The sequence below is a fragment of the Bacillus sp. 05T21 genome (assembly GCF_056396785.1).
On record NZ_JBFTMD010000012.1, the window covers coordinates 53,637 to 74,934 of the forward strand.

The 21,298-nt window shown below is 35.6% G+C and carries 18 protein-coding genes and 1 pseudogene; 16 read left to right on the forward strand and 3 right to left on the reverse strand.

Features of this window, described 5'->3' with window-relative positions:
- Positions 1–53 precede the first annotated feature (53 nt).
- From AC1DKZ_RS19840 to AC1DKZ_RS19905, 14 genes and pseudogenes are all read left to right on the forward strand, one after another.
- Positions 54–4,295, forward strand: coding sequence for a S8 family serine peptidase (locus AC1DKZ_RS19840; protein ID WP_476996905.1), 4,242 nt, complete (start codon positions 54–56; stop codon positions 4,293–4,295).
- 258 nt (positions 4,296–4,553) lie between these two features.
- A complete protein-coding gene (locus AC1DKZ_RS19845) occupies positions 4,554–5,153 on the forward strand; it encodes a TasA family protein (protein WP_476996906.1) in 600 nt (199 codons plus the stop codon).
- 198 nt (positions 5,154–5,351) lie between these two features.
- On the forward strand, positions 5,352–6,038 hold the full coding sequence (locus AC1DKZ_RS19850; protein WP_242310836.1) for a CPBP family intramembrane glutamic endopeptidase: 687 nt from the start codon (positions 5,352–5,354) through the stop codon (positions 6,036–6,038).
- A gap of 23 nt (positions 6,039–6,061) precedes the next feature.
- Entirely contained in the window at positions 6,062–7,033 is a 972-nt protein-coding gene (locus AC1DKZ_RS19855) for a phosphotransferase enzyme family protein (RefSeq protein WP_431182363.1), read from the forward strand.
- A 159-nt stretch (positions 7,034–7,192) separates the two neighbouring features.
- Positions 7,193–8,653: an alanine/glycine:cation symporter family protein gene (locus AC1DKZ_RS19860; protein ID WP_476996907.1), complete on the forward strand. Its 1,461-nt coding sequence runs from the start codon at positions 7,193–7,195 to the stop codon at positions 8,651–8,653.
- Between the two features lie 132 nt (positions 8,654–8,785).
- On the forward strand, positions 8,786–9,517 hold the full coding sequence (locus tag AC1DKZ_RS19865; RefSeq protein ID WP_033710329.1) for an amino acid ABC transporter ATP-binding protein: 732 nt from the start codon (positions 8,786–8,788) through the stop codon (positions 9,515–9,517).
- Between the two features lie 12 nt (positions 9,518–9,529).
- A complete protein-coding gene (glnH, locus tag AC1DKZ_RS19870) occupies positions 9,530–10,360 on the forward strand; it encodes a glutamine ABC transporter substrate-binding protein GlnH (RefSeq protein ID WP_002125212.1) in 831 nt (276 codons plus the stop codon).
- Positions 10,361–10,447: 87 nt separating this feature from the next.
- Positions 10,448–11,104, forward strand: a complete 657-nt coding sequence (locus AC1DKZ_RS19875) for an amino acid ABC transporter permease (RefSeq protein ID WP_002010508.1) — start codon at positions 10,448–10,450, stop codon at positions 11,102–11,104.
- On the forward strand, positions 11,105–11,749 hold the full coding sequence (locus AC1DKZ_RS19880) for an amino acid ABC transporter permease (protein ID WP_476996908.1): 645 nt from the start codon (positions 11,105–11,107) through the stop codon (positions 11,747–11,749). It abuts the gene before it with no gap.
- Positions 11,750–11,954: 205 nt separating this feature from the next.
- Positions 11,955–13,373, forward strand: a complete 1,419-nt coding sequence (locus tag AC1DKZ_RS19885) for an amino acid permease (RefSeq protein WP_061673992.1) — start codon at positions 11,955–11,957, stop codon at positions 13,371–13,373.
- Positions 13,357–13,734 carry an OsmC family protein gene (locus tag AC1DKZ_RS19890; protein ID WP_476996909.1) on the forward strand — a complete coding sequence of 126 codons (378 nt, stop codon included), beginning with the start codon at positions 13,357–13,359 and terminating at the stop codon, positions 13,732–13,734. The genes AC1DKZ_RS19885 and AC1DKZ_RS19890 overlap by 17 nt, the downstream gene beginning before the upstream one ends.
- A 36-nt stretch (positions 13,735–13,770) precedes the next feature.
- Positions 13,771–13,986, forward strand: a pseudogene (locus AC1DKZ_RS19895) (HIT family protein); the annotation flags it as partial.
- A gap of 179 nt (positions 13,987–14,165) precedes the next feature.
- Entirely contained in the window at positions 14,166–14,723 is a 558-nt protein-coding gene (locus AC1DKZ_RS19900; protein ID WP_476996910.1) for an RNA polymerase sigma factor, read from the forward strand.
- On the forward strand, positions 14,689–16,113 hold the full coding sequence (locus AC1DKZ_RS19905; protein WP_476996911.1) for an anti-sigma factor: 1,425 nt from the start codon (positions 14,689–14,691) through the stop codon (positions 16,111–16,113). The genes AC1DKZ_RS19900 and AC1DKZ_RS19905 overlap by 35 nt, the downstream gene beginning before the upstream one ends.
- Positions 16,114–16,155: 42 nt before the next feature.
- Here the strand turns inward: AC1DKZ_RS19905 and AC1DKZ_RS19910 are convergent, their stop codons facing one another.
- The gene (locus tag AC1DKZ_RS19910; RefSeq protein WP_476996912.1) at positions 16,156–17,151 is read right to left on the reverse strand and encodes a helix-turn-helix transcriptional regulator; all 996 of its coding nucleotides are present in this window, start codon (positions 17,149–17,151) and stop codon (positions 16,156–16,158) included.
- Between the two features lie 65 nt (positions 17,152–17,216).
- On the opposite strand from AC1DKZ_RS19910, the gene AC1DKZ_RS19915 reads away from it, so the two are divergent.
- Complete coding sequence (locus AC1DKZ_RS19915) at positions 17,217–17,741, forward strand: dihydrofolate reductase family protein (protein WP_476996913.1); 525 nt, start codon at positions 17,217–17,219, stop codon at positions 17,739–17,741.
- A gap of 38 nt (positions 17,742–17,779) precedes the next feature.
- Here AC1DKZ_RS19915 and AC1DKZ_RS19920 read toward each other — a convergent pair whose 3' ends face one another.
- The gene (locus tag AC1DKZ_RS19920; protein WP_002167094.1) at positions 17,780–19,150 is read right to left on the reverse strand and encodes a sensor histidine kinase; all 1,371 of its coding nucleotides are present in this window, start codon (positions 19,148–19,150) and stop codon (positions 17,780–17,782) included.
- An 11-nt stretch (positions 19,151–19,161) separates the two neighbouring features.
- Entirely contained in the window at positions 19,162–19,839 is a 678-nt protein-coding gene (locus tag AC1DKZ_RS19925; protein WP_044444490.1) for a response regulator transcription factor, read from the reverse strand.
- 174 nt (positions 19,840–20,013) lie between these two features.
- On the opposite strand from AC1DKZ_RS19925, the gene AC1DKZ_RS19930 reads away from it, so the two are divergent.
- On the forward strand, positions 20,014–21,261 hold the full coding sequence (locus AC1DKZ_RS19930) for a cell wall-binding repeat-containing protein (RefSeq protein WP_476996914.1): 1,248 nt from the start codon (positions 20,014–20,016) through the stop codon (positions 21,259–21,261).
- Positions 21,262–21,298: the final 37 nt, after the last annotated feature.

Genomic DNA, 21,298 nt, shown 5'->3' on the forward strand with positions numbered 1-21,298 from the left:
AGCTCAGAGGATTTATTTTAGAAAAAATAATTTTAATAATAAGGAGATGCGCTATGAAGAAGGGGAAATTCGGAAAAATACTTATCGGAACGCTAACTGTTGGTATGTTAATGTCTCAAGGAATTCCATATAACGTATTGGCAGAAGAGGTAAATACAACTACTTTAACTGGGATTGATGATGCAAACGCTATATTGAAGGGTCTTACAAAGGAACAACGTAATGCCTTAAAAACGTTAGATACAAAACAAGGTTTTGTTATTTCACCAGGCATCAATACAGCAAGTCCTGATAATGTGAATGTGATTGTAGAGTTTAAGCAAGCACCTAGCAAAATCGAGATGTTAAAACAAGCAGCTAAAGGGAAAAAAATAGCTCTTTCAACTGCGGAACAAAAGGTAGAAGCATCTCATAAAGAATTTAAATCAGAGTTTGAACAGCTTCAAAAGAATAAAGATAAAGGGACGAATTTTAAATCTGCCAAAATAACAAGAGAATATAAGAATGCTTTTAATGGTGTAGCAATTTCGTTACCTGCGAATATGATTGAAGACTTAGTTCGCACTGGTATTGTTAAGCGCGTATGGGAAGATAGTGAGGTCAAAATTGATTTACCGAAAGAAACAGCTAAAACGGCTGTCGAACCAAAAATGGCTGATAGTGTACCACAAATTGGTGTGGACAAGCTGCATGATGAAAAAATAACAGGTAAAGGAATAAAGGTAGGTGTACTGGACACAGGTATTGATTACAACCACCCGGATTTGAAAGATGCATATAAAGGATATCGTGCAAAGCAAGGTGAAGATCCAAGCAAAATAGATCCGAACTCAATAAAAGGATGGGACTTTGTTAATAATGATGCTGATCCAATGGAGACAACGTATAAGGATTGGCAAAACTCTGGAGGATATCCTGAGATTTATGATGGAAGTGCATATTATACATCCCATGGTACTCATGTAGCTGGAACAATTGCTGCAGACAAAAAGAATAATGTGGATTATGCAGTTAAGGGCGTTGCTCCAGATGTAGACTTATATTCATATCGTGTATTAGGTCCATATGGAAGTGGACAAACAAGCGGTATTCTTGCTGCGATTGATAAAGCAGTGAAAGACGATATGGATGTTATCAATTTATCACTAGGTGCGTCTATCAATGATCCTTTATATCCTACTTCTGTCGCAGTGAACAATGCGATGTTAGCTGGTGTTGTTACAGTAGTAGCAGCAGGTAATAGTGGTCCGGGAGAAGGTACCCTTGGATCACCTAGTGCAGCGGCACTTCCGATTACAGTTGGAGCAAGTGATGCTGCGATGACTATCCCAACGTTTTCCGCCAATGCAGGTGATTTACATGTGGATAAGATGATGCTACTTGGAAAAAGCTTTACTGATAAGATTGAAGATTTGAAAGGTCAATCCTTATCGGTTGTATATGCAGGGCTTGGGAAATCAGATGATTTTACAGGGAAAGATGTTAAAGGGAAGTTAGCTCTTATCCAACGCGGTGAGATTACATTTGATGAAAAAATTAAAAATGCTAAGGAAGCAGGCGCAAAGGCGGTAATTGTATACAACAATGTAGATGGTGAAATTACAAGTTATCTCGGGGAAAGTACGTCATCTATTCCATCGTTCCGCTTAACAAAAGTAGATGGTGAGAAATTACAAGCAAAAGCTGCACAAGGAGATGTGTCTTTAGCGTTTGGAGAACTTAGTAATATAAAAACAGAGGGAGATCACTTAGCTGATTTCAGCTCCCGTGGTCCTGCAACTAAAACAGATGATATTAAGCCAGATATTGTAGCACCAGGTGTGTCTATTTTCTCAACTGTTCCTGAATATATTAATGATCCAAAGGATGGAGAAAATTATCCGGTAGCGTATGGACGTATGTCAGGTACATCTATGGCAACTCCTCATACTGCGGGGGTAGCTGCACTCATTTTGCAAGAACATCCAACCTATAGTCCATTTGAAGTAAAAGAAGCACTTATGAATACCGCAGTTGACTTAAAAGAAGAGCGTTCTGTATTTGAGGTGGGCTCAGGACGAATTGATGCATATCGTGCAGTTCATGCAGATACATCTATCGAGGTTATCGATAAAACATCAAACGTTGTAGATGATGAAGAAGTAGAAATTGAAGAAAAAACAGGTTCTATTGCATTTGGGTATAAAAATCAACTTGAAAATGGGCCTATTAAAGATAGTCGAAAAGTCTTAATTAAGAACAGCAGTAAAACAGATGGGAAAGAGTTTAATTTAGAAGTAGAGTTTTCATCTACAAGTGTAGGTGTGCAAGATGCAGCGAAGAATGGTGTGRAGCTAAACGTACAAGATTCTATTAAAGTGGCTCCTGGTACATCAGGGGAAATTAGCCCTGAAATTATCATTCCAGAAAACGCTGAATTCGGTAGATATGAGGGATATATTCATATTTCAAATGAAAATAATGAAAAAGAAGTATATCAAGTGCCATTTGCAGTGAAGTTCACAGAAAAGGGGATTGAATCTGTAGATTTGCTGAGAGACGCAATGGCAACAGATGGGTCTAAATTCCATCCATTTATGGAAAGCCCAAGTTCACCGCTGACATTTAAATTAAATAGTCCTCTTGAAACCATTGATGCAGTTGTGAAAGATCGAAAAACAGGAAAGGCATTAGGAGTCGTTGGTACACTTAATGCAAGTAGTCTAACACCGAATGTTGAATATATGATGTTTTCTGGTATGGGAGGATATGTATTTCCGTTCACAGGAGATCCTGCCCATCCAATTGGGGATAAACCTGTTATGTTGCCTGATGGAGATTACGAATTGAACTTCGTTGGATATGATAAAGAAGGGAAATCTTATACAAAAGGCGATAGCATTATCATTGATAATGTCATACCTGAAATGAAATTTACGGATGTACAACCTGGTATTCATGAAGTAAATGATTCTATGTTCAAAGAAGAAGATGGCCAGCGGGCATTATGGGTGCATGGTAATGTTTATGATTCTACAGTGGATGCATTAAAGGCAAAAGGCCTGCAGTATGACCAAAAAGCTAATCAAATTGTATATTATCAGAACTCGGCCTTTCCATCAGGTTGGCTGAATACAATTCAGGCCAATGGTGACTTTAAATTTGGAGTACTTCCAGAAGAAATAAATGAACCGTTAAATTTAAAATTATTTGGATATGACCTCGCAACTGCAGGGAATATGGCAACTGGATATAAAGATTACGTCTTTGTAAAAGAAGGGACAGAATACGCTGTTCCAAGTTATGACAAAGATAAAATAAAATTAGGAGAAAAAATTAAGTTAACTTTAAATCTCAATAATGTAAAACAACTTACGGCAGGTACATTTGAAATCCCTTATGATAAGCAGCTATTTAAATTTACAGATGTGAAACCAAATTCAGCGCTTACGGAATATGCAAAACAACATGGATTAAACTTGACATTAGAAGATCCGGCTATAAATACAGAAGGAACTTGGGAAAACAAGGTGAAAGTTGGCGCATCATTGGAAGGAAAAGAATTTAAAGGATTAGATGGAGATACACCATTTTTAGATGTTACATTCGAAATGACGAGCGATGAATATTTTAATAATTTAACTGCATTTGGAGCAGATAAGTTCTCTTATATAAAAGCTGGTGCATCAGAAGGTACTGAGATTCCTGTGTTTAAAGATAAATCTTTTGCTATTGTTTCGAAGCATTCAACAGTTACAGGATATATTGGTCCAGAAGCTTTCTTGAATGAAGAGGGGTATTTAGGTAAGAATGATTACACAAAACTAGGAGCAAAAGTTTACGCAGTTGGCAAGGATGGAAAGAAATATACAGGAACGGTTAATGATAATGGGCAATTTGAAATTCATAGTGTTCCTGTAAGCGATAAAGAATATGATATTTTCGTAGAAATGCCGGGTCATTTAAATAGTAAATTAACTACAAAAATAGGGAAAATGCAAGATGGAGAATTAGTGGGACAAAACTTTAGAGCCGATATGGATGACAACCTTGCAGGTGATGTAAACGGCGATAAAATGGTGGATATTCAAGATGCTAGAATAGCAGCTCTTTCATATGAAAAAGGAAAAGTGGCTGCAAAAGATGGAGATGTCAATCAAGATGGTGTTGTAAATGAAACAGATATTCGTTTTATCGAGAAGAATTTCTTGAAAAAGGGTCGAGATGCTAAAGAAAATCAGAAGCCGAAAGAAAATGTAGGGCCAGTGACGTTAGATAAAATCTTACGTTCTATTGGTTTAGAACCCAAAAAATAAGTGGACAAACTTCTAGAGTAAATAAAGCAATAAGACAATGAATATAAAATTAAATGAGATTGGCTAACAAATAACCGGTAATGATTTACGGTAACATTACCGGTTATTTTAAAAGTAATAGTCGTTTGGGTACATGAAGTAACTAGTTTAAAGTTAGTTCGCTTTCGTTGTGGGACAAGGTAGTTGCTTAATTATTATTGTTTGTGGGCTGGAAATAAGGTTTGTAGTTTAAACTTTAAAAATAGGGGGACTTGTGAAATGAGTATTAAGAAAAAACTTGGTATGGGTGTTGTAACTGCAGCGCTTGGCTTATCTTTAATTAGTGGGGGAACATATGCGTATTTTAGTGATAAGGAAGTATCACAAAACACGTTTGCAGCCGGTACTTTAGATTTGAGTGTTAATCCTGAAGTTGTTATTAATGTCGACAATATTAAACCAGGTGATGAAATGGAGCGTGGTTTTCAATTAGTAAACAAAGGAACCTTAGCAATAGGAGATGTGAAACTTCTGACAGATTACAGTGTAATCGATGCTAAAGGAGATAATGGAAATGCTGATTTTGGTGATCATATCCGTGTTGATTTCTTGTGGAATTTGGATAAAAATGAGGTTCCAATTTGGTCTACTACATTATCTGAATTAAAGGTAGCTACGCAAAACGGAAGTATTCCTGATCTTGTACAAAAAGGTGTTGTAGACCGAGAAGGAAATGGACTTGCTCCTGGTGATGATGATACTTTCTACGTAATGTTCACATTTGTAAATAACGATGAAGAGCAAAATGTATTTCAAGGAGATTCATTGAAGTTAAATTGGACCTTCAACTCAATGCAGACAAAAGGTGAAGAGAAATAAAGATAAATATTATATATGAGAATGAATTGATGAAGAATTGAGGAATAGAATTTTTAATAGTGTAAAGGTTGATTGAGTGAATCAACCTTTTTTATTTTGTGAGAAAATTATGCTTAGATTATTTGAAAAAAGTAGCTTGAAAGTTACGTTACGTCATCTTTTATACTAAAGAAAATAGGATATAGGGGGATGGTGTAGATGACTTTAAAATGTATGTGGGGATGGAAAGAAATTTTATATTTATTTGTTTTCGTATTTCTGATTGTACCAGTAATGATTGAATCTCTTTTTTATGATTATGCTTTAAAAATACTAGGGAACTCATTATATGCTGGAGTATTAATGGGACTTATAATGGCAGTGATATTTACGTTTGTAGTTTATCTTTTTTGCATAAAAAGATATAAACTGTCGTGGAAAGATATTGGAATTCGGAAGCTTTCATGGAAAGATTTCTTGTGGACATTTGTAGCGGTTATTTCTTTGATTGTAGTTAGTATTGGTGTATTAATGATAATGGAGAAACTGGGGATTTCTTTTGAAAATAGTAAAACGGAGACGATCCAAAATGATAAATCAATATATGCGTTCTGTATCGCGGTAATTGGAGCAGCAGTTATATCACCAATCTATGAAGAAATTTTATATCGAGGTGTTTTTTATACGTTTTTTCGTGATAGATATGGCATATGGGGCGGGGTGATTATAAGTTCAATAATATTTACTGTTGTTCATATTCCAACATATAACACATTACCGGTGAATTTTTTAAGCGGTGTAGTATTCGCGTGGTTATATGAAAAAACAAATTCTATTTTATCGGCTATGATTGCACACGCACTATTTAATTTCATAGCAGTACTTCTTACATTTATGTCGAATTAAGAAGATATATAGGAGGGATACAAATGGAAATAGCGGTAGAACGTGTTTTTACGAATGAAATTTTAGCAAGAGCAGCAAAGGCATATCATGTAACGGTGGAAGAAAAGCCACTTGGTGATTTTGAAAATTATATTTTTAAGGCGAAGGGTAAAAATAATGAAGATTACGTATTACGCTTAACTCATTCTTCTCATCGTTCTAAAAAAGAGGTAGAGGCCGAACTAGATTTTTTACGGTATGTTGCGGAGCATGGGGCGAAAGTGGCGGGACCTCTTAATTCAATATCTCAAAATCTTGTAGAAGAAATTGGAGCGGAAGATGGCACTTTCTTTTTCGCGTCTTTATTTACATATGCAAAAGGTGAGCAAGTAAAAGGAGAAGAATCGCCTTATTGGGGAGATGCTTACTTTGAAGCGTGGGGAAAAGCGATTGGACAACTGCACCGCCTTACAATGGATTATCCTAAAACAGACTACCGTGATACGTGGGAAGAGGATGAAAGTAGCATTGTTAATGGATTAGAAGATGAGAAGGTGAAAGGGATTGCCACTGTATTAATGGATGAAATAAAGGCTCTTCCAATCGAAAGAGAAACGTTTGGCCTTATGCATGGCGATATTCATCCAGGTAATTTTCATTATGATGGAAAAGGGCTAACAATCTTTGATTTTGATGACGCTGCCTATAATTACTTCATTCATGATTTGGCAATGGTTCTTTATTACTCTGTTCTTTTTACACCGTGGACATTGGAGAAAAAGACGGAATTTGCTCGTAAACAGTTACAAGTGTTAAGAAAGGGGTACGAATATGAGCACAGGCTGGCGGATAGTTGGTATGAATCGTTACCGTTATTTTTACGGTTACGTGATATAGGCCTATACGGTACGCTTCAAAAGAAATTTAAGGGGAAAGATATGCCAGAGGATTTTCAAAAGTTATCAGATGAGTTGTATGAAAGAATTATAAAGCAAGAGGCAATAGTGAATATATAATACAGATATAAGGGAACAAAGTATATAAAATAAATATATACTTTGTTTTTTTATACAAAAATATGTTTACTTTATTAAAATAATATTGTTATAGATTCGGTATACACTTATAATTTTATATATATTCTGAATATTCTTTATAAAGAAGGAGGAGGAAAGTTGGAATCTATCGTAAGTTGGATAAATAATATTGTTTGGAGTCCAGCACTTGTCTATTTATGTTTAGGAGTAGGTCTATATTTTTCCATTCGAACAAGGTTTTTACAAGTAAGACATGTAGGAGAAATGGTGAAGCTTACATTTAAGGGAGAAAAGTCTGATGCGGGTGTTTCTTCGTTCCAAGCGTTAGCACTTTCGTTATCAGGGCGCGTTGGAACCGGAAATATTGCCGGTGTTGCAACGGCTGTTGCCTTTGGTGGTCCAGGCGCTGTATTTTGGATGTGGGCGGTAGCCTTTCTAGGAGCTGGTTCTGCATATGTAGAATCGACGCTTGCACAAATATATAAGACTAAGCATCAAGGGCAATTCCGCGGTGGTCCTGCTTATTACATTGAAAAAGGACTAGGTGTTAAATGGTACGCATTAGTGTTCGTCGCAGCGACAATTCTTGCAACAGGAATGCTGCTTCCAGGTGTTCAAGCGAATAGTATTGCTGTAAGTCTAGAAACAGCTTTTGGTATTAATACTTCTGTATCCGGGGCGGTATTAGTAGCGGCATTAGCACTTATTATTTTTGGTGGAGTTAAGCGAATTGTTAACGTAGCGCAAGTTGTAGTACCGTTTATGGCGCTTGGCTATATTTTAGTAGCTTGTGTAATTGTAGGTATGAATATCGAAAAACTACCAGACGCTTTCATGTTAATTTTAAAAAGTGCATTTGCATTAGAAGCAGCTTTTGGCGGGATTATTGGTTTAGCAATTTCTTGGGGTGTAAAACGTGGTATTTATTCAAACGAAGCAGGGCAAGGAACTGGGGCCCATGCAGCAGCAGCTGCTGAAGTATCGCATCCAGCTAAACAAGGGTTAGTACAAGCATTTTCCGTTTACATTGATACATTATTTGTTTGTTCAGCAACAGCATTTATGATGATTATTACAGGCATGTATAACGTATTTGATGCAAGCGGAAAAAACTTTATCGTCAATAAATTAAATGGTGCACAGCCAGGTCCTGGTTATACACAGGCAGCAGTAGAATCTGTTTTCCCTGGATTTGGAAACGGTTTCGTAGCAATCTCTTTACTATTCTTCGCATTTACAACAATTATGGCTTATTACTACATTGCAGAAACGAATATAGCTTACTTAAATCGTGATAAAGACCGTCCTTGGATGTCTATCGTACTAAAGTTTGTATTCTTAGGAGTTGTATTCTACGGTTGTGTAAAAACAGCAGAAACAGCATGGGCTTTAGGAGATATTGGTGTAGGAATTATGGCATGGGTTAACATTATTGCGATTCTATTATTACAAAAACCGGCATTGATCGCATTAAAGGATTATGAAAATCAGAAAAAAGAAGGAAAAGATCCAGTGTTCGATCCGCAGAAATTAGGAATTAAAAATGCTGATTTCTGGGAGCATGAATACGGGAAAGACAAGAAAGAAGAAGTATCTTAAGAGAATAGAACTGAAGGAGCAAAGGGAAATCCCTTTGCTCTTTTTTATGGACAAAATGAAGATGAAAGTTATTTTTTTGCCTATTTTTGAATATAAAAAGAATGTACATGCTTTGTTTAGGAGAGGGGGAGTATGGTGATAGAGTTTCGTAATGTAAATAAATATTATGGTAACTTCCAAGTTTTGAAAAATATTAATGTGCAAGTGAAAAAAGGTGAAGTGGTAGTAGTTGTTGGTCCTTCAGGATCAGGAAAAAGTACATTGCTTCGGTGTATAAATCAGTTAGAGGCGATTACTGATGGAGAGTTAATCGTACAAAATACAGACGTACACAATAAAAAAACAGATATGAATGAATTACGCCGAAATATTGGTATGGTCTTCCAGCATTTTTACTTATACCCACATAAAACAGTTCTGCAAAATATTACACTAGCACCAATTAAAGTAAATAAAACTTCAAAAGAAGAAGCAGAAAAAACAGCGATGGTTTATTTAGAGAAAGTAGGAATCCCGGAGAAGGCAGGTGTATATCCTCATCAATTATCCGGAGGTCAACAGCAAAGGGTAGCTATTGCTAGAGGGCTCGCGATGCAACCGAAAATTATGCTATTTGATGAGCCTACGTCCGCTCTTGATCCAGAGATGATCGGAGAGGTGCTTGATGTTATGAAAGCGCTGGCTAAAGAAGGAATGACGATGGTCGTCGTCACACATGAGATGGGATTTGCACGTGAGGTAGCAGATAGAATTTTATTTATGGATGACGGTCAAATTATCGAAGATACAACACCATCACAATTTTTTGCAAATCCTGAACAAGAAAGAGCACGTCTATTTTTAAGCCGGGTATTAAATCATTAAAGGAGGAATTTCATGCTTAAGATGAAAAAGTTGTTTACCCTAATCGTATTCTCATGTTTATTCGTGTTTATTGTTGCTGGGTGCGGGGGGAAAAAAGACGAGGCGAAAGAAACGAATACGAAGCAAGGCGGAGCTGTTGAGCAAATTAAGAAGCGCGGGAAGTTAGTAGTTGGAGTGAAGAATGATACGAATTTATTTGGATTGAAAAACCCTTCAACAGGGCAAGTAGAAGGATTCGATATTGATATCGCGAAGGCACTTGCGAAAAAAATTCTTGGTGATGAAAAGAAACTAGAGCTGAAAGAAGTAACGTCTAAAACACGTATTCCGATGCTGAAAAATGGTGATATTGATGCAATTATTGCGACAATGACAATTACGGAAGAACGCAAAAAAGAAGTAGATTTCTCAGATGTATATTTTAAAGCAGGACAATCGTTACTTGTGAAAAAAGGAAGCAATATTAAGAGCATTGATGATATAAAACAAGGCGTTAAAGTATTAGCTGTAAAAGGATCAACATCTACAAATAACATTCGCCAAAAATCACCAGAAGCAACAGTATTAGAGTTTGAGAATTATAGTGAGGCATTTACAGCGTTAAAAGCAGGTAAAGGCGATGTTTTAACTACAGATAATGCGATTCTTTACGGAATGGCAAAACAAGATTCTAATTATGAAGTTGTAGGGAAAATTTTCACGGATGAACCGTATGGAATTGCAGTACAAAAAGGTGCAGACGATTTAACGAAAGAGATTAATAGTTTATTAAAAGATATGAAAGCGAATGGAGAATACGATAAATTGTATGAAAAATGGATTGGTCAAAAACAAGAGAAGTAAAATGAAACTTTATTTCTCGTGATGAATAGTAAGAGTGAGAGGATGAGAGTACTCATCCTCTTCTTGTAAAGAAAGAGGGGAGAATATGTGCCTGATTTTTCTATATTAACGAATAACATTGATATGTATTTAGAAGGATTTAAATATACGGTTATGTCTAGTGTAGTTGCACTAATAGGAAGTTTTGTTTTAGGAATTATTATGGCAGTGATGCGAATTTCACCTATTCGTATTTTGAATTGGATTGGCTCTGCCTATGTAGAGTTTGTTAGAAATATTCCACTCGTATTAATTGCATTCATTTTCTATTTTGCTTTGCCTGTAATAGGAATTACTTTCAACGGTTTTGTAGCAGGGACAGTTGCGCTTACAGTTTATACAGCGGCTTTTATTGCGGAAGTAATTCGTGCTGGTATTTTATCAGTCGCGAAAGGTCAAATGGAAGCAGCACGTTCTTCAGGATTAACTTATACGCAAGCGATGTATCATGTCGTCTTACCTCAAGCGATGAAAATCGTCATTCCTCCTCTAGGAAATCAATTTCTCAATTTAGTAAAAAACTCTTCAATACTCGGAATTATTGCTGGAACGGATTTAATGTATCAAGGAGACTTAATTTCAACGAAGACGTTCGTTACGTTTGATGTATATATATTTGTCGGGATGTTTTATTTAGTATTAACAATTCCGCTAAGTATGCTAGTGCGTTATTTAGAAAAACGCTTGGCAAAGGAGGCGGTATAAATGGATTTTAAAGGAGCGATAACAGGTGATCATATCCTCTTTTTATTAAAAGGATTACTCATAACGTTAGAGGTAGCGCTCATAGCAATTGTACTTAGCTTTATTATTGGTAGTGTAATAGGAATATTGCGCTATACGAAAATACCTGTCGTCTCACAAATATTAGGCTTTATCGTGGAAGTCATTCGGAATTTACCGCTACTTTTAATTATATTTTTTACGTATTTTGCACTTCCGGAAGCGGGATTGAAGTTAGAAATTATAACAGCTACAATTGTTGCTTTAACAATATTTGAAGCGGCAATGATATCTGAAATTGTTCGAAGCGGTCTATTATCTATCGAAAAAGGGCAGATTGAGGCTGCAAGGTCTTCTGGATTAACGTATGTGCAAGCGCTTTGGCATATTATTTTGCCGCAAGCATTAAGAAGAATGGTCCCCCCGCTTGTTAGTCAATTTATTTCATTGTTAAAGGATACGTCATTAGCAGTTGTTATATCATTGCCAGAGCTTATGCATAATGCTCAAATTATTAGCGGGCAGAATGTAAATTATATGATTCCGACATTTATACTAGCAGCCTGTATGTATTTTGTTGTAAACTACGGTTTATCAATTTTATCTAGAAGATTAGAAATACGTTAACTCTTACAAAAAAATGTAAGAGTTTTTTCCTTATAAATCCTTTTTTTCCTCAAATTAGTATTACGAGCTCTTAATATTTGAATTTTTATATTGTTTTATCAGAAAAGTTTTAATTTTATATAGAAATTGTAATCGCTTTCGTGTATATTTTTATTATCAGAAAATTTTAAAAAGAGATAGGGGTACTTGTAGGGGGAGGATTAAGATGCAGCAAACAACGAATGAGCAATTACATCGTACGATGAAGAGTAGACATTTATTTATGATCGCACTAGGTGGTGTAATCGGAACTGGTTTTTTTCTAGGTTCAGGTTACACCATTAATCAGGCTGGACCAGGGGGAGCCATCCTTTCATATTTAGTGGGCGGGTTTATTATGTATTTAACAATGCTTTGTCTTGGAGAGCTAACGGTAGCAATGCCAGTTTCAGGATCTTTCCAAAAGTATGCGACGAAGTTTATTGGACCAGGAACTGGATTTATGATCGGTTGGCTATACTGGATTGGATGGGCAGTAACAGTAGGATTAGAATTAACGTCGATCGGTTTAATGATGAAAAGATGGTTTCCGAATGTTGATGTTTGGGTATGGTGTCTCGTATTCGGAGTTATTTTATATGCTTCAAATGCAATATCAGCGAAGAGTTATGCTGAATTAGAGTTTTGGTTCTCTAGTATTAAAGTAGTTACAATTATTGCATTCATTCTACTTGGTGGTAGCGCATTACTAGGATTTTTACCATATGACGGAAAAGAAGCAGCGCCTCTTTTCTCTAACTTTGTAAGTGATGGTGGGCTATTCCCAAATGGACTAGCCGCAGTGCTTCTTACGATGATTACAGTTAACTTTTCCTTCCAAGGAACAGAGTTAATCGGGATTGCAGCAGGAGAGAGTCAGAATCCTGAAAAAACAATTCCACGCGCAATTCGTAATACAGTATGGCGCATTATGTTATTCTTCATTTTAACAATGACAATTTTAGTAGGGTTAATTTCTTGGAAAGAAGCAGGGATAATTGAAAGCCCATTCGTAGTTGTATTTGATAAAATCGGTATTCCATATGCAGCTGATATTATGAACTTCGTTATTATTACAGCTCTTCTATCTGTAGCGAACTCAGGGTTATATGCAGCAACGCGTATACTATGGTCACTTGCAAATGAAGGAATGGCACCAACTTCTTTCAAGAAAGTAAATAAACGTGGTATTCCGATTACAGCGTTAGTCGTAACGATTGCTGTAGCGGCGTTATCTTTATTAACAAGTTTCCTTGCAGAAGATACAGTATATATGTACTTATTATCTATAGCTGGTTTATCTGCTGTTTCAAGTTGGATCATTATTGCTTTATCGCAACTTCGTTTTAGAAGTCAGTATTTAAAAGGCGGAGGAAAATTAGAGGACTTAAAGTATAGAACACCACTATACCCGCTTGTTCCAATTTTAGCTTTAATTACAAATAGCATCGTTGTTATTAGTTTAGCGTTTATTCCAGAACAACGAATGGCGTTATATTGTGGTATTCCATTTATCATTTTCTGCTACATATATTATTATATAAATAAGAAACGGCAGAAACCGATGAAAGTGGAGATGGAAGCAAAGTATGAAAATAAAAATTAAGCATGATGATATAGAGGCAGATTTATCGTATGGTCAATTAGCGATTGGGAAAGAAAACGGATATTCACCGTTACAATTACTCGTTTCTTCTATCGCAGGATGTAGTGCAATTGTTTTTCGAACGATTTTAGAAAAGAAACGTATTGCATACGATACGCTTACAATTGAAACTGAAATTGGTAGAAGTGAAGCTTTATCAAAACCAGTTGAAAGTGTTCATTTGCACTATAAAATTAAAGCAGAGAACATTACAGAAGTACAATTAGACAAGGCACTGCAACTTGCGGTGAAAAATTGCACAATTGTTCAATCTGTAAAGGATAGTATAAAAGTTACAGAAACAATTGAATTAGTAAAGTGAAACATAAAAACGTGAGAATAGGGCGCTCACGTTTTTATGTTTTTGGCAGACGGAATTACAATTTGTCAAAATGGTGGAATCTTTAACGAGTTAACTCATTATCACATGCATATTGTACCGAGATATAAAGAGCGTTCGTTTGCTGAGTTTTATACGGTGCAGCCAGGAGAACAGCAGAATCATAACTTTGAAGAGACAAAGAATTTATTAAAAGAAGCAATAGAGAAAATAATACATAGCGAAAAGGTGTAAGAGGAGTTTTCTTAGGGGGACAGTTAGGGAAATATTAATAAAGAAAAGCCCAATTTCTCAGTTAAAATAGAGAAATTGGGCTTTTCTTTATTCTATTATTTAATTTTATCTATTAAAGAATTCTGCAGTGTCACAAAGTATATCGCTCATTCGTTATATAGAATGAGAGGAGGAATTATATGAAAGTTACAAACAAAGATTACGAAAAGATGGAAGAGCTATATGAGTTGTACGAACAAAAAATTTATTATGTAGCTTATTCTATTTTAAATAATATTCAGCAGGCTGAAGATGCGGTTCAAGAGACGTTTATTACTCTTTATAAGAACTTGGAAAAGCTCCATAGCTTGAGCACTGAAGAGCTTAAACGATACATTTTGAGGGTCGCGAAAAACAAGGCGATTGATAGTTACCGGAAAAATAAACGACATGAAACGTTTTTAGAAGAATATGAAAGAGAATCAATAGAAGCAGTAGATGAAAATATTGAAGAGTGGGAAAAACGTAAAATGTCTGAGGTTCAAATTGATACATTGCTAACAGAATTAAGTGAATCTAACAGACAGGTGTTTAAGTATAAAGTCTTCTATAACTTAACGTATCAAGAGATTTCAAGTGTTATGGGAATAACCGAGGCTAATGCCCGCAAGCAGTTTGAACGCGCTCGAAAACGAGTCCAAAATATTATAGGAGGTATACAACATGACGAATTCAAAGAACTCCAAAAAAATATATGAACTTGCTGAAAAAATTGCTTTAGATGATTTTGATAAACTCGAAGAACAACATGAATTTTCACATACATATACGCGCAAAAAGAAATTGTTTATGGAGGAAATGAAGCTGAAAGATGGAAAACCACAGACAAAGCGAAAAAGACATCGCATGTTAATCGCTGCTGCCTGCTTATTGATTGGCATGCCGACAACCGTTTTTGGTGCAGTAAAAGTCTATAATATGATTGTTCAAAAACAAAATTACGAAGTAAATGTTTCAGTAACGAATAAAGAATCGAAAAATATTGATAAGTGGTATAAGTTGAGAGTTGGTAAATTACCAGAAAATATGGAAGCAATTGATGACTCGGCTATGAAATATTCATTTAAAGATAACGACGCAATGGGTGGATTTTCATTCGCTCTTTGGAGAGTGGGGGGAAATGCGGACTTTCAAACTTTATATTCAAAAAGCTATGAAGAAAAAGAGATAAATGGCAGGAAAGCAGTAATTGTTCATAAAGAAACTGGAAACAACAATGTAATGTTTGATAGGAAGGTCTTTCTCTTTTTTGAGAAAGAAGGGATTATGTTAGAAAGTTTTATTGGATCAGATGTAAATGAAGAACAAATGATGGATGTGTTAGGGAACATTTCACTTGAGCCTACGTCAAAAGAAAAGGCAGCACATATAACAGATTATGATAAAAAGTATTTTAGTGAAGCGGATGAACCTAAAAAAACTAAGGTGATTCCCTTGAAAAAAGATAGTAAACGACTATTTCACATAGGACAAAAGGTTCCAGTAACGATATCTATGGATAACAGCCAAATTGAATATGTGATAGAAAAAGTTGAAGTTTTTGATTCGATTAAAGATTTTAAACAAGAGAACTTTAATGAACTTGGCTTAGGGATATTAAGCAAGAAGAAGGCTTTAGATCAGACGGGAAAATTGCTATCGTACAGACGGGATGTATATAAATTAGGGAATGGTAAAGATTCAATTGATACATTAGTAGATTCGAAATTAGTTAATGTTAAATTTGTCTACTTGACAACAACAGTGAAAAATATAGGTAAACAGGTGACAGAAGAAATCTATATGCATCCATCTATAAAACAGCTTAAATTTGAAGGGAATGCATGGAACTACGCTAAAGAAGAGGGAATGGACGCAACGCGTATTATGACGGGCGAAGTTGATTACTTGGAACCTCACGGAGACGGGAAAAGCTTTTATAATATTGGTAGTATTACACCAGGACAAACGGTAAAGGTTAATTTAGGTTATTTTGTAGATGAGGATAAACTAGATTCAATCTTCCTCGATGCCTTCCATTACAGTGGGTTTGGCGGTACTGAGAATATGAATGAGAAAAATCGTTGGTGGTTCGATATTCGTCAATAGTAAACAAATTAGGGACAAATAGACAAAAAAAGCTGCTTATATTTAGCAGCTTTTTTCGTCTTCATACATATGTAAAACCTCTTTTGCACGTATACGTAAACCATTTATCAATTCTTTCGGTTCTAAAACTCGTGCATCTTTTCCAAGTCTATAAAATAAAGGGGTAATAAAGTTAATTTCACCTTTATCAATTGTTGAATGTATATAACCTGTCCCGTCTTCGTTTACTACCACGAATTCTTCAAGGTAAGGAACGCTTTTACATTGGCGCACGCCTTCTGTCGTTAATAAAACATGTAATTGGATAGGAGTGTGTACTACGTTAGAGTTAGATTCGAACCATTCTTCTAAATTCATGAACGTATCTTTATTTTCTTCTGTTGATAATATAGAAGGAATACGATCAACGCGATACAGTAATACCTTTTTTTTACTAAAGTCATAGGATGGCAAATACCATAAACCGTCGTGAGCATATACACCGATAGGATGAACATGTTTTGTTTTAATCCCCGATTTAGACTCGTATTGAAAGTGTAAGTTTTTATTTTCAATAGCCGCTGTTAATACTTCGTTTAAAAATGTTGTCTCAATTGTTCTCTTCGGATTCCAAAAAGCGATATAAGAACGTATTTTATCAACTTTAGCTTTCGCATCATTTTGTAGAGAGCTATACAGTTTATGAGTAACAGAATTGATTTCTGTATTAAAAGGCAAGTTACGATAGTAGCTTAAAGATTGGAAAGCAAAAAAGATGGAGACCGCTTCTTCTTCGGTAAATAAAATGGGGGGAAGCATGCTGTTTGTTAATACTTTATATCCCCCGTTGCGACCTTGTTCAGCGTAAATGGGTAACCCCATATCACTTAAATCTAAAATATATCTATGGACCGTACGAACGGAAATATTAAATTCATCAGCTATTTCTTGAGCTGTAAATGTTTTTTTCGTAGAAGCAAATATAAGAATGTCTAGTAAACGTTTTGCTTTTGACAAGGATATCACCTTTTTCTTTTTTAACATGACATAAGTTGTCATGTTTTATGGTTAGTATAGTGCTTATAAGATGATTTTATCAATAGAAGCTGTAAGGAGGAAAAGATATGTCACGTGAAATTGTTTTATTTATTGCAGCGAGCTTAGATGGATTTATCGCGAAAGAAGATGATGATTTAGAGTGGTTAATGGAAACAGAAGGTGAGGGAGACAACGGTTATACAGAAATGTACGAAACAATTGATACGATAATTATGGGAAAGAGAACGTACGATTATGTGGTAGAGCATACGGAAACATTCCCGTACCTAGATAAAAAATGTTATGTTTTTTCTAATTCAGAAAAAGGTTCAAACGAACATGTAGAGTTTGTAAATGAAGATGTATTAGAGTTTACAAAAAGGTTGAAAGAGCAGGAAGGATTTAAAATATGGATGGTCGGTGGAGGGAGTCTACTGAGAGAGTTCTTTAAGAATAATTTAATTGATGAATATGTTGTTACGATTACACCTCACATATTAGGTTCTGGAGTTCCGTTATTTAAAGAAAAGAACCCGGAAATTCATTTAACTTTAACGGATACGAAACGTTTTGGGCAATTCGTAAATTTATATTATAAAGTAAAGTCCTAAAGGATAAGAAAACACGACTATTGATGATAGTCGTGTTTCTATATAGATGGCAATGAAATTGTAAAGCAAGATCCGTGATCAATTTCACTTGTGACAGTAATATTCCCGCCGTGTAGTTCTACGATTTCTTTTACGATGGAGAGCCCTAAACCAGTGCCTCCTGTAGCTCTAGAGCGCGCTTTATCAACACGGTAAAAGCGATCGAAAATGTGAGGGAGGTCTTCAGGCGGAATACCTTCTCCCTTGTCCTTAATTTTGATGGAAATATGTTTATGTTCTTCTGTAACAGAAATATTAATATGAGAATGTTCTTTTGAATGTCTATACGCGTTATTTAAAATGTTAGCCATAACTTGTTCAAAGCGTTGCTCATCTAGCTTTACTAAGAGTGAGGAAGGACATGTGAAAACAACTTTAATTTGTTTTTCTCCGTACATCACATTTATTTTTTCAGTGATGCGAGTAAGGAAGGTGTGTAAATGCACTTCCTGTACTTGAATGAAAAAGTTATGCTTTTCCATTTGAGCGAGTGAAAATAAATCTTGAACTAAGTTTGTAATATAATCAGACTCGTCTTTTATAATGGATAAGTATCGTAAACGTTGTTCTGGGGGTGTGTTTTCTTTTAATGCAATGTCAGCATAACCTCTTACGTACGTTAATGGTGTTCGTAATTCGTGAGCAACACTTGCTAGAAATTCACTTCGCTCTGTTTTCATGTAATGTAAATCATTTGCGAGAGTTTGGATAGATTGTGCTAGTTCACCAATTTCGTCATTTCGAGTAGTTGTTAATGAAACGGATAAATCGCCCTTACTCATTTTTTCAGTCGCTTGTTTCATGTGTAACAATGGTTTTGTTAACAAACGTGATAATAGAAAAATGGTGATGGCTGTTAATAGGAAAGTAATGACTCCAGCGATAATGAATTGCCGTGTGAGCCCGTTAACCATTTCTTCGATTGATTCCGTCCCGAGAAACATATATACATAGCCTTCCGTTTTTCCTGCCACTACAATTGGGCTAACTGTACATATATAATTAGATGTTTTCCAATGATTCTCTATAATTGCTCCATCATGATCTGTTCGTGTTTGCATTCCTTCAATATGTTTTTTTATAGTAGTATTTATTTCATTGGATTTAGCTAGTATTTCCTTATTTGCATTTGTAATAATAACAGTTGTTTCAGCTTCGGATTCCATTAAAGCAACATGGGAGATTGTTTGCCTGTCAAAATATTTTTCAAGGACATCTCGGTGACTATTTCCACGCTTTAATAAAGCAGTCATTTCTTCATTCACTCTATTGTTTACAAGGCTATAATAGAGCAAGACAAATAGAACACTTTCGATTAAAAGTGTAACAATTAGAAAATAAAATCCGAGTTGAATAGAAATTCGCTTCATCGTTTTGCTCCTTAGTTTTCAATATCAATCCATCGATATCCTACTCCGTAAACAGTTTTTAAATGGTGATCAATGGGGAAATTTACTTTTCGTAATTTATCACGTAAATTACGAATATGTGAATCGACTGTTCTATCTTCTGTATTTGTATTTAATCCCCAAATTCGTTCAATGAGCTGATCACGGCTTAATACGTAGTTCACATGACGTAAAAATAATCCGAGTAAAGAGAATTCGATTGGGGTGAGAAGAAGTTCTTCATTATGGACAGAAATGAAATGCTTGGCCTCATCCCATAAAATGCCGTGATATTGGATTTGTGCATGTTGATTGGTTCGGCGTAAAACAGCTTCAATTCTTGCGAAGAGCTCCTCTTCGTGGAATGGTTTCGTCACGTAATCATCTGCTCCAAGTTTTAACCCTTGAACGACATCTACCGTCTGATCACGAGCAGTTACCATAATGATAGGAACGTTACTAAATGATCGAATTCTTTTGCAAGTTTCCCACCCGTCCATCTTTGGCATCATAATATCGAGTAAAACAAATTTGAAGTTTCGATTTTCTATATGTGAAATAGCTTCTTCTCCGGATGCTGCACATACGCAGTTATATCCGATTGGAGTAAGATAAAGCGTTAATAATTCAAGCATTCTCGGTTCATCATCTACGAGTAGTATATCGATCATAGAGTACCTCCGCATTTGTAGTTATTACTTAAATTGTAAGGCAAAATCATGAAGAAATGGTGCAGATTATAATGCATCTGCATAATTTCTTCAGAATTGCTTGTTATTGTAAAGTTGAAATTCCATTTTAGGTAATAATATTGGCTCGAAAACGAATAATGCGGAGGCGATATAGTGAAAAAGATGATCCGAATTCTCGGGATAACAATAATTGCGGCGGTTGGTCTTGCGGCGTGTGGACAAACGAATACAGATCATAAAAATCATGAATCTAAAGAAGAGAAGAAAACAGAGAAAAAGGAAATGAAAATGAATCAGGAGGTAACTGCGCCGAAAGAAATGAATCAAGGTGCATCGAATGATTTATTAACGACAAGTTTAAAAAATGTAACGAGATTAAATACAAATGATCCTCTGCAAATGGCAGTATTAACTTCGCAAACGATATGGCCAGCAACGCATAAAGAGAATCAGCCAGGCGCTATTATTTTAGTGCCAGTGAACGAGTGGCAATTAGGTATTGCAAGTGCGGATCTTATTCATCATCCGAATAACGGACCGATTTTATTTATAGAAAAAGAAAAGGTACCCGAAATGACGTTAAAAGAAATAAAACGATTAAATCCGCTCGGAACGAAAGATGGAACGCAAATTATGGTGATGGGGAATGTAGGGGCAGCTAGCCTAGAGCAATTAAAAGAATATAAAGTAAAGCAAATAAAAGAAACGGACCCAGCTAAATTTGCTAAAGATGTTGATAAAGAATATGCCGATATAACAGGAAATTATCCAAATAGCGTTATTATCGGTTCGTCTGAAGAAGAAGGACGTTTATATACAACACCAGCTGTAAATTGGATTTCTCATATGCCAGAACCACTTTTATATGTAGAAAAAGATAAGGTGCCAGAAGCGACGATAGAGGCATTAAAAATGAGAAAAGATAAAGCAAATATATATGTGTTAGGACCAGAAAAAATCGTTTCGAAAGAAGTAGAAAAAGAGTTAAATAAATACGGAAAAGTGACCCGTATTAGTGGGGAGACTCCAACAGAAAATTCGGTTGCATTTGCGAAATTTAAAGATGAAAAAACGAAATTTGGCTGGGGATTCACAAAACCAGGTCACGGTTTGTCATTTGTTTCAAGCAAAACACCAGACTTAGCAATTGCGGGAGCACCGTTTTCACATATGGGTAAACATGCCCCTGTTGTTTTGCTTGAGGAAGGAAAAGCTTCACAACCAGTTTATGACTTCCTTGCTACTATTCAGCCGAAGTTTAAAGATGATCCAACACTTGGACCATATAACCATGGTTTCCTATTAGGAAGTAGTAGTGATATTTCATTTGAAACACAAGGTATATTGGATGAGAGGTTAGAAATTGTTCAGGAAAGTGGTCAAGGTCACGGTGGACATTAATGAAATGAGAAAAGACGCTGCTAAGGTAGCGCCTTTT

Bases quoted from the DNA above. Each gene is read 5' to 3' on its own strand.
- AC1DKZ_RS19845 (WP_476996906.1), top strand. From the start codon at position 4,554: ATGAGTATTAAGAAAAAACTTGGTATGGGTGTTGTAACTGCAGCGCTT.
- AC1DKZ_RS19850 (WP_242310836.1), top strand. From the start codon at position 5,352: ATGACTTTAAAATGTATGTGGGGATGGAAAGAAATTTTATATTTATTT.
- AC1DKZ_RS19855 (WP_431182363.1), top strand. From the start codon at position 6,062: ATGGAAATAGCGGTAGAACGTGTTTTTACGAATGAAATTTTAGCAAGA.
- AC1DKZ_RS19865 (WP_033710329.1), top strand. From the start codon at position 8,786: ATGGTGATAGAGTTTCGTAATGTAAATAAATATTATGGTAACTTCCAA.
- glnH (WP_002125212.1), top strand. From the start codon at position 9,530: ATGCTTAAGATGAAAAAGTTGTTTACCCTAATCGTATTCTCATGTTTA.
- AC1DKZ_RS19880 (WP_476996908.1), top strand. From the start codon at position 11,105: ATGGATTTTAAAGGAGCGATAACAGGTGATCATATCCTCTTTTTATTA.
- AC1DKZ_RS19885 (WP_061673992.1), top strand. From the start codon at position 11,955: ATGCAGCAAACAACGAATGAGCAATTACATCGTACGATGAAGAGTAGA.
- AC1DKZ_RS19890 (WP_476996909.1), top strand. From the start codon at position 13,357: ATGAAAATAAAAATTAAGCATGATGATATAGAGGCAGATTTATCGTAT.
- AC1DKZ_RS19900 (WP_476996910.1), top strand. From the start codon at position 14,166: ATGAAAGTTACAAACAAAGATTACGAAAAGATGGAAGAGCTATATGAG.
- AC1DKZ_RS19905 (WP_476996911.1), top strand. From the start codon at position 14,689: ATGACGAATTCAAAGAACTCCAAAAAAATATATGAACTTGCTGAAAAA.
- AC1DKZ_RS19910 (WP_476996912.1), bottom strand. From the start codon at position 17,151: ATGACAACTTATGTCATGTTAAAAAAGAAAAAGGTGATATCCTTGTCA.
- AC1DKZ_RS19915 (WP_476996913.1), top strand. From the start codon at position 17,217: ATGTCACGTGAAATTGTTTTATTTATTGCAGCGAGCTTAGATGGATTT.
- AC1DKZ_RS19920 (WP_002167094.1), bottom strand. From the start codon at position 19,150: ATGAAGCGAATTTCTATTCAACTCGGATTTTATTTTCTAATTGTTACA.
- AC1DKZ_RS19925 (WP_044444490.1), bottom strand. From the start codon at position 19,839: ATGATCGATATACTACTCGTAGATGATGAACCGAGAATGCTTGAATTA.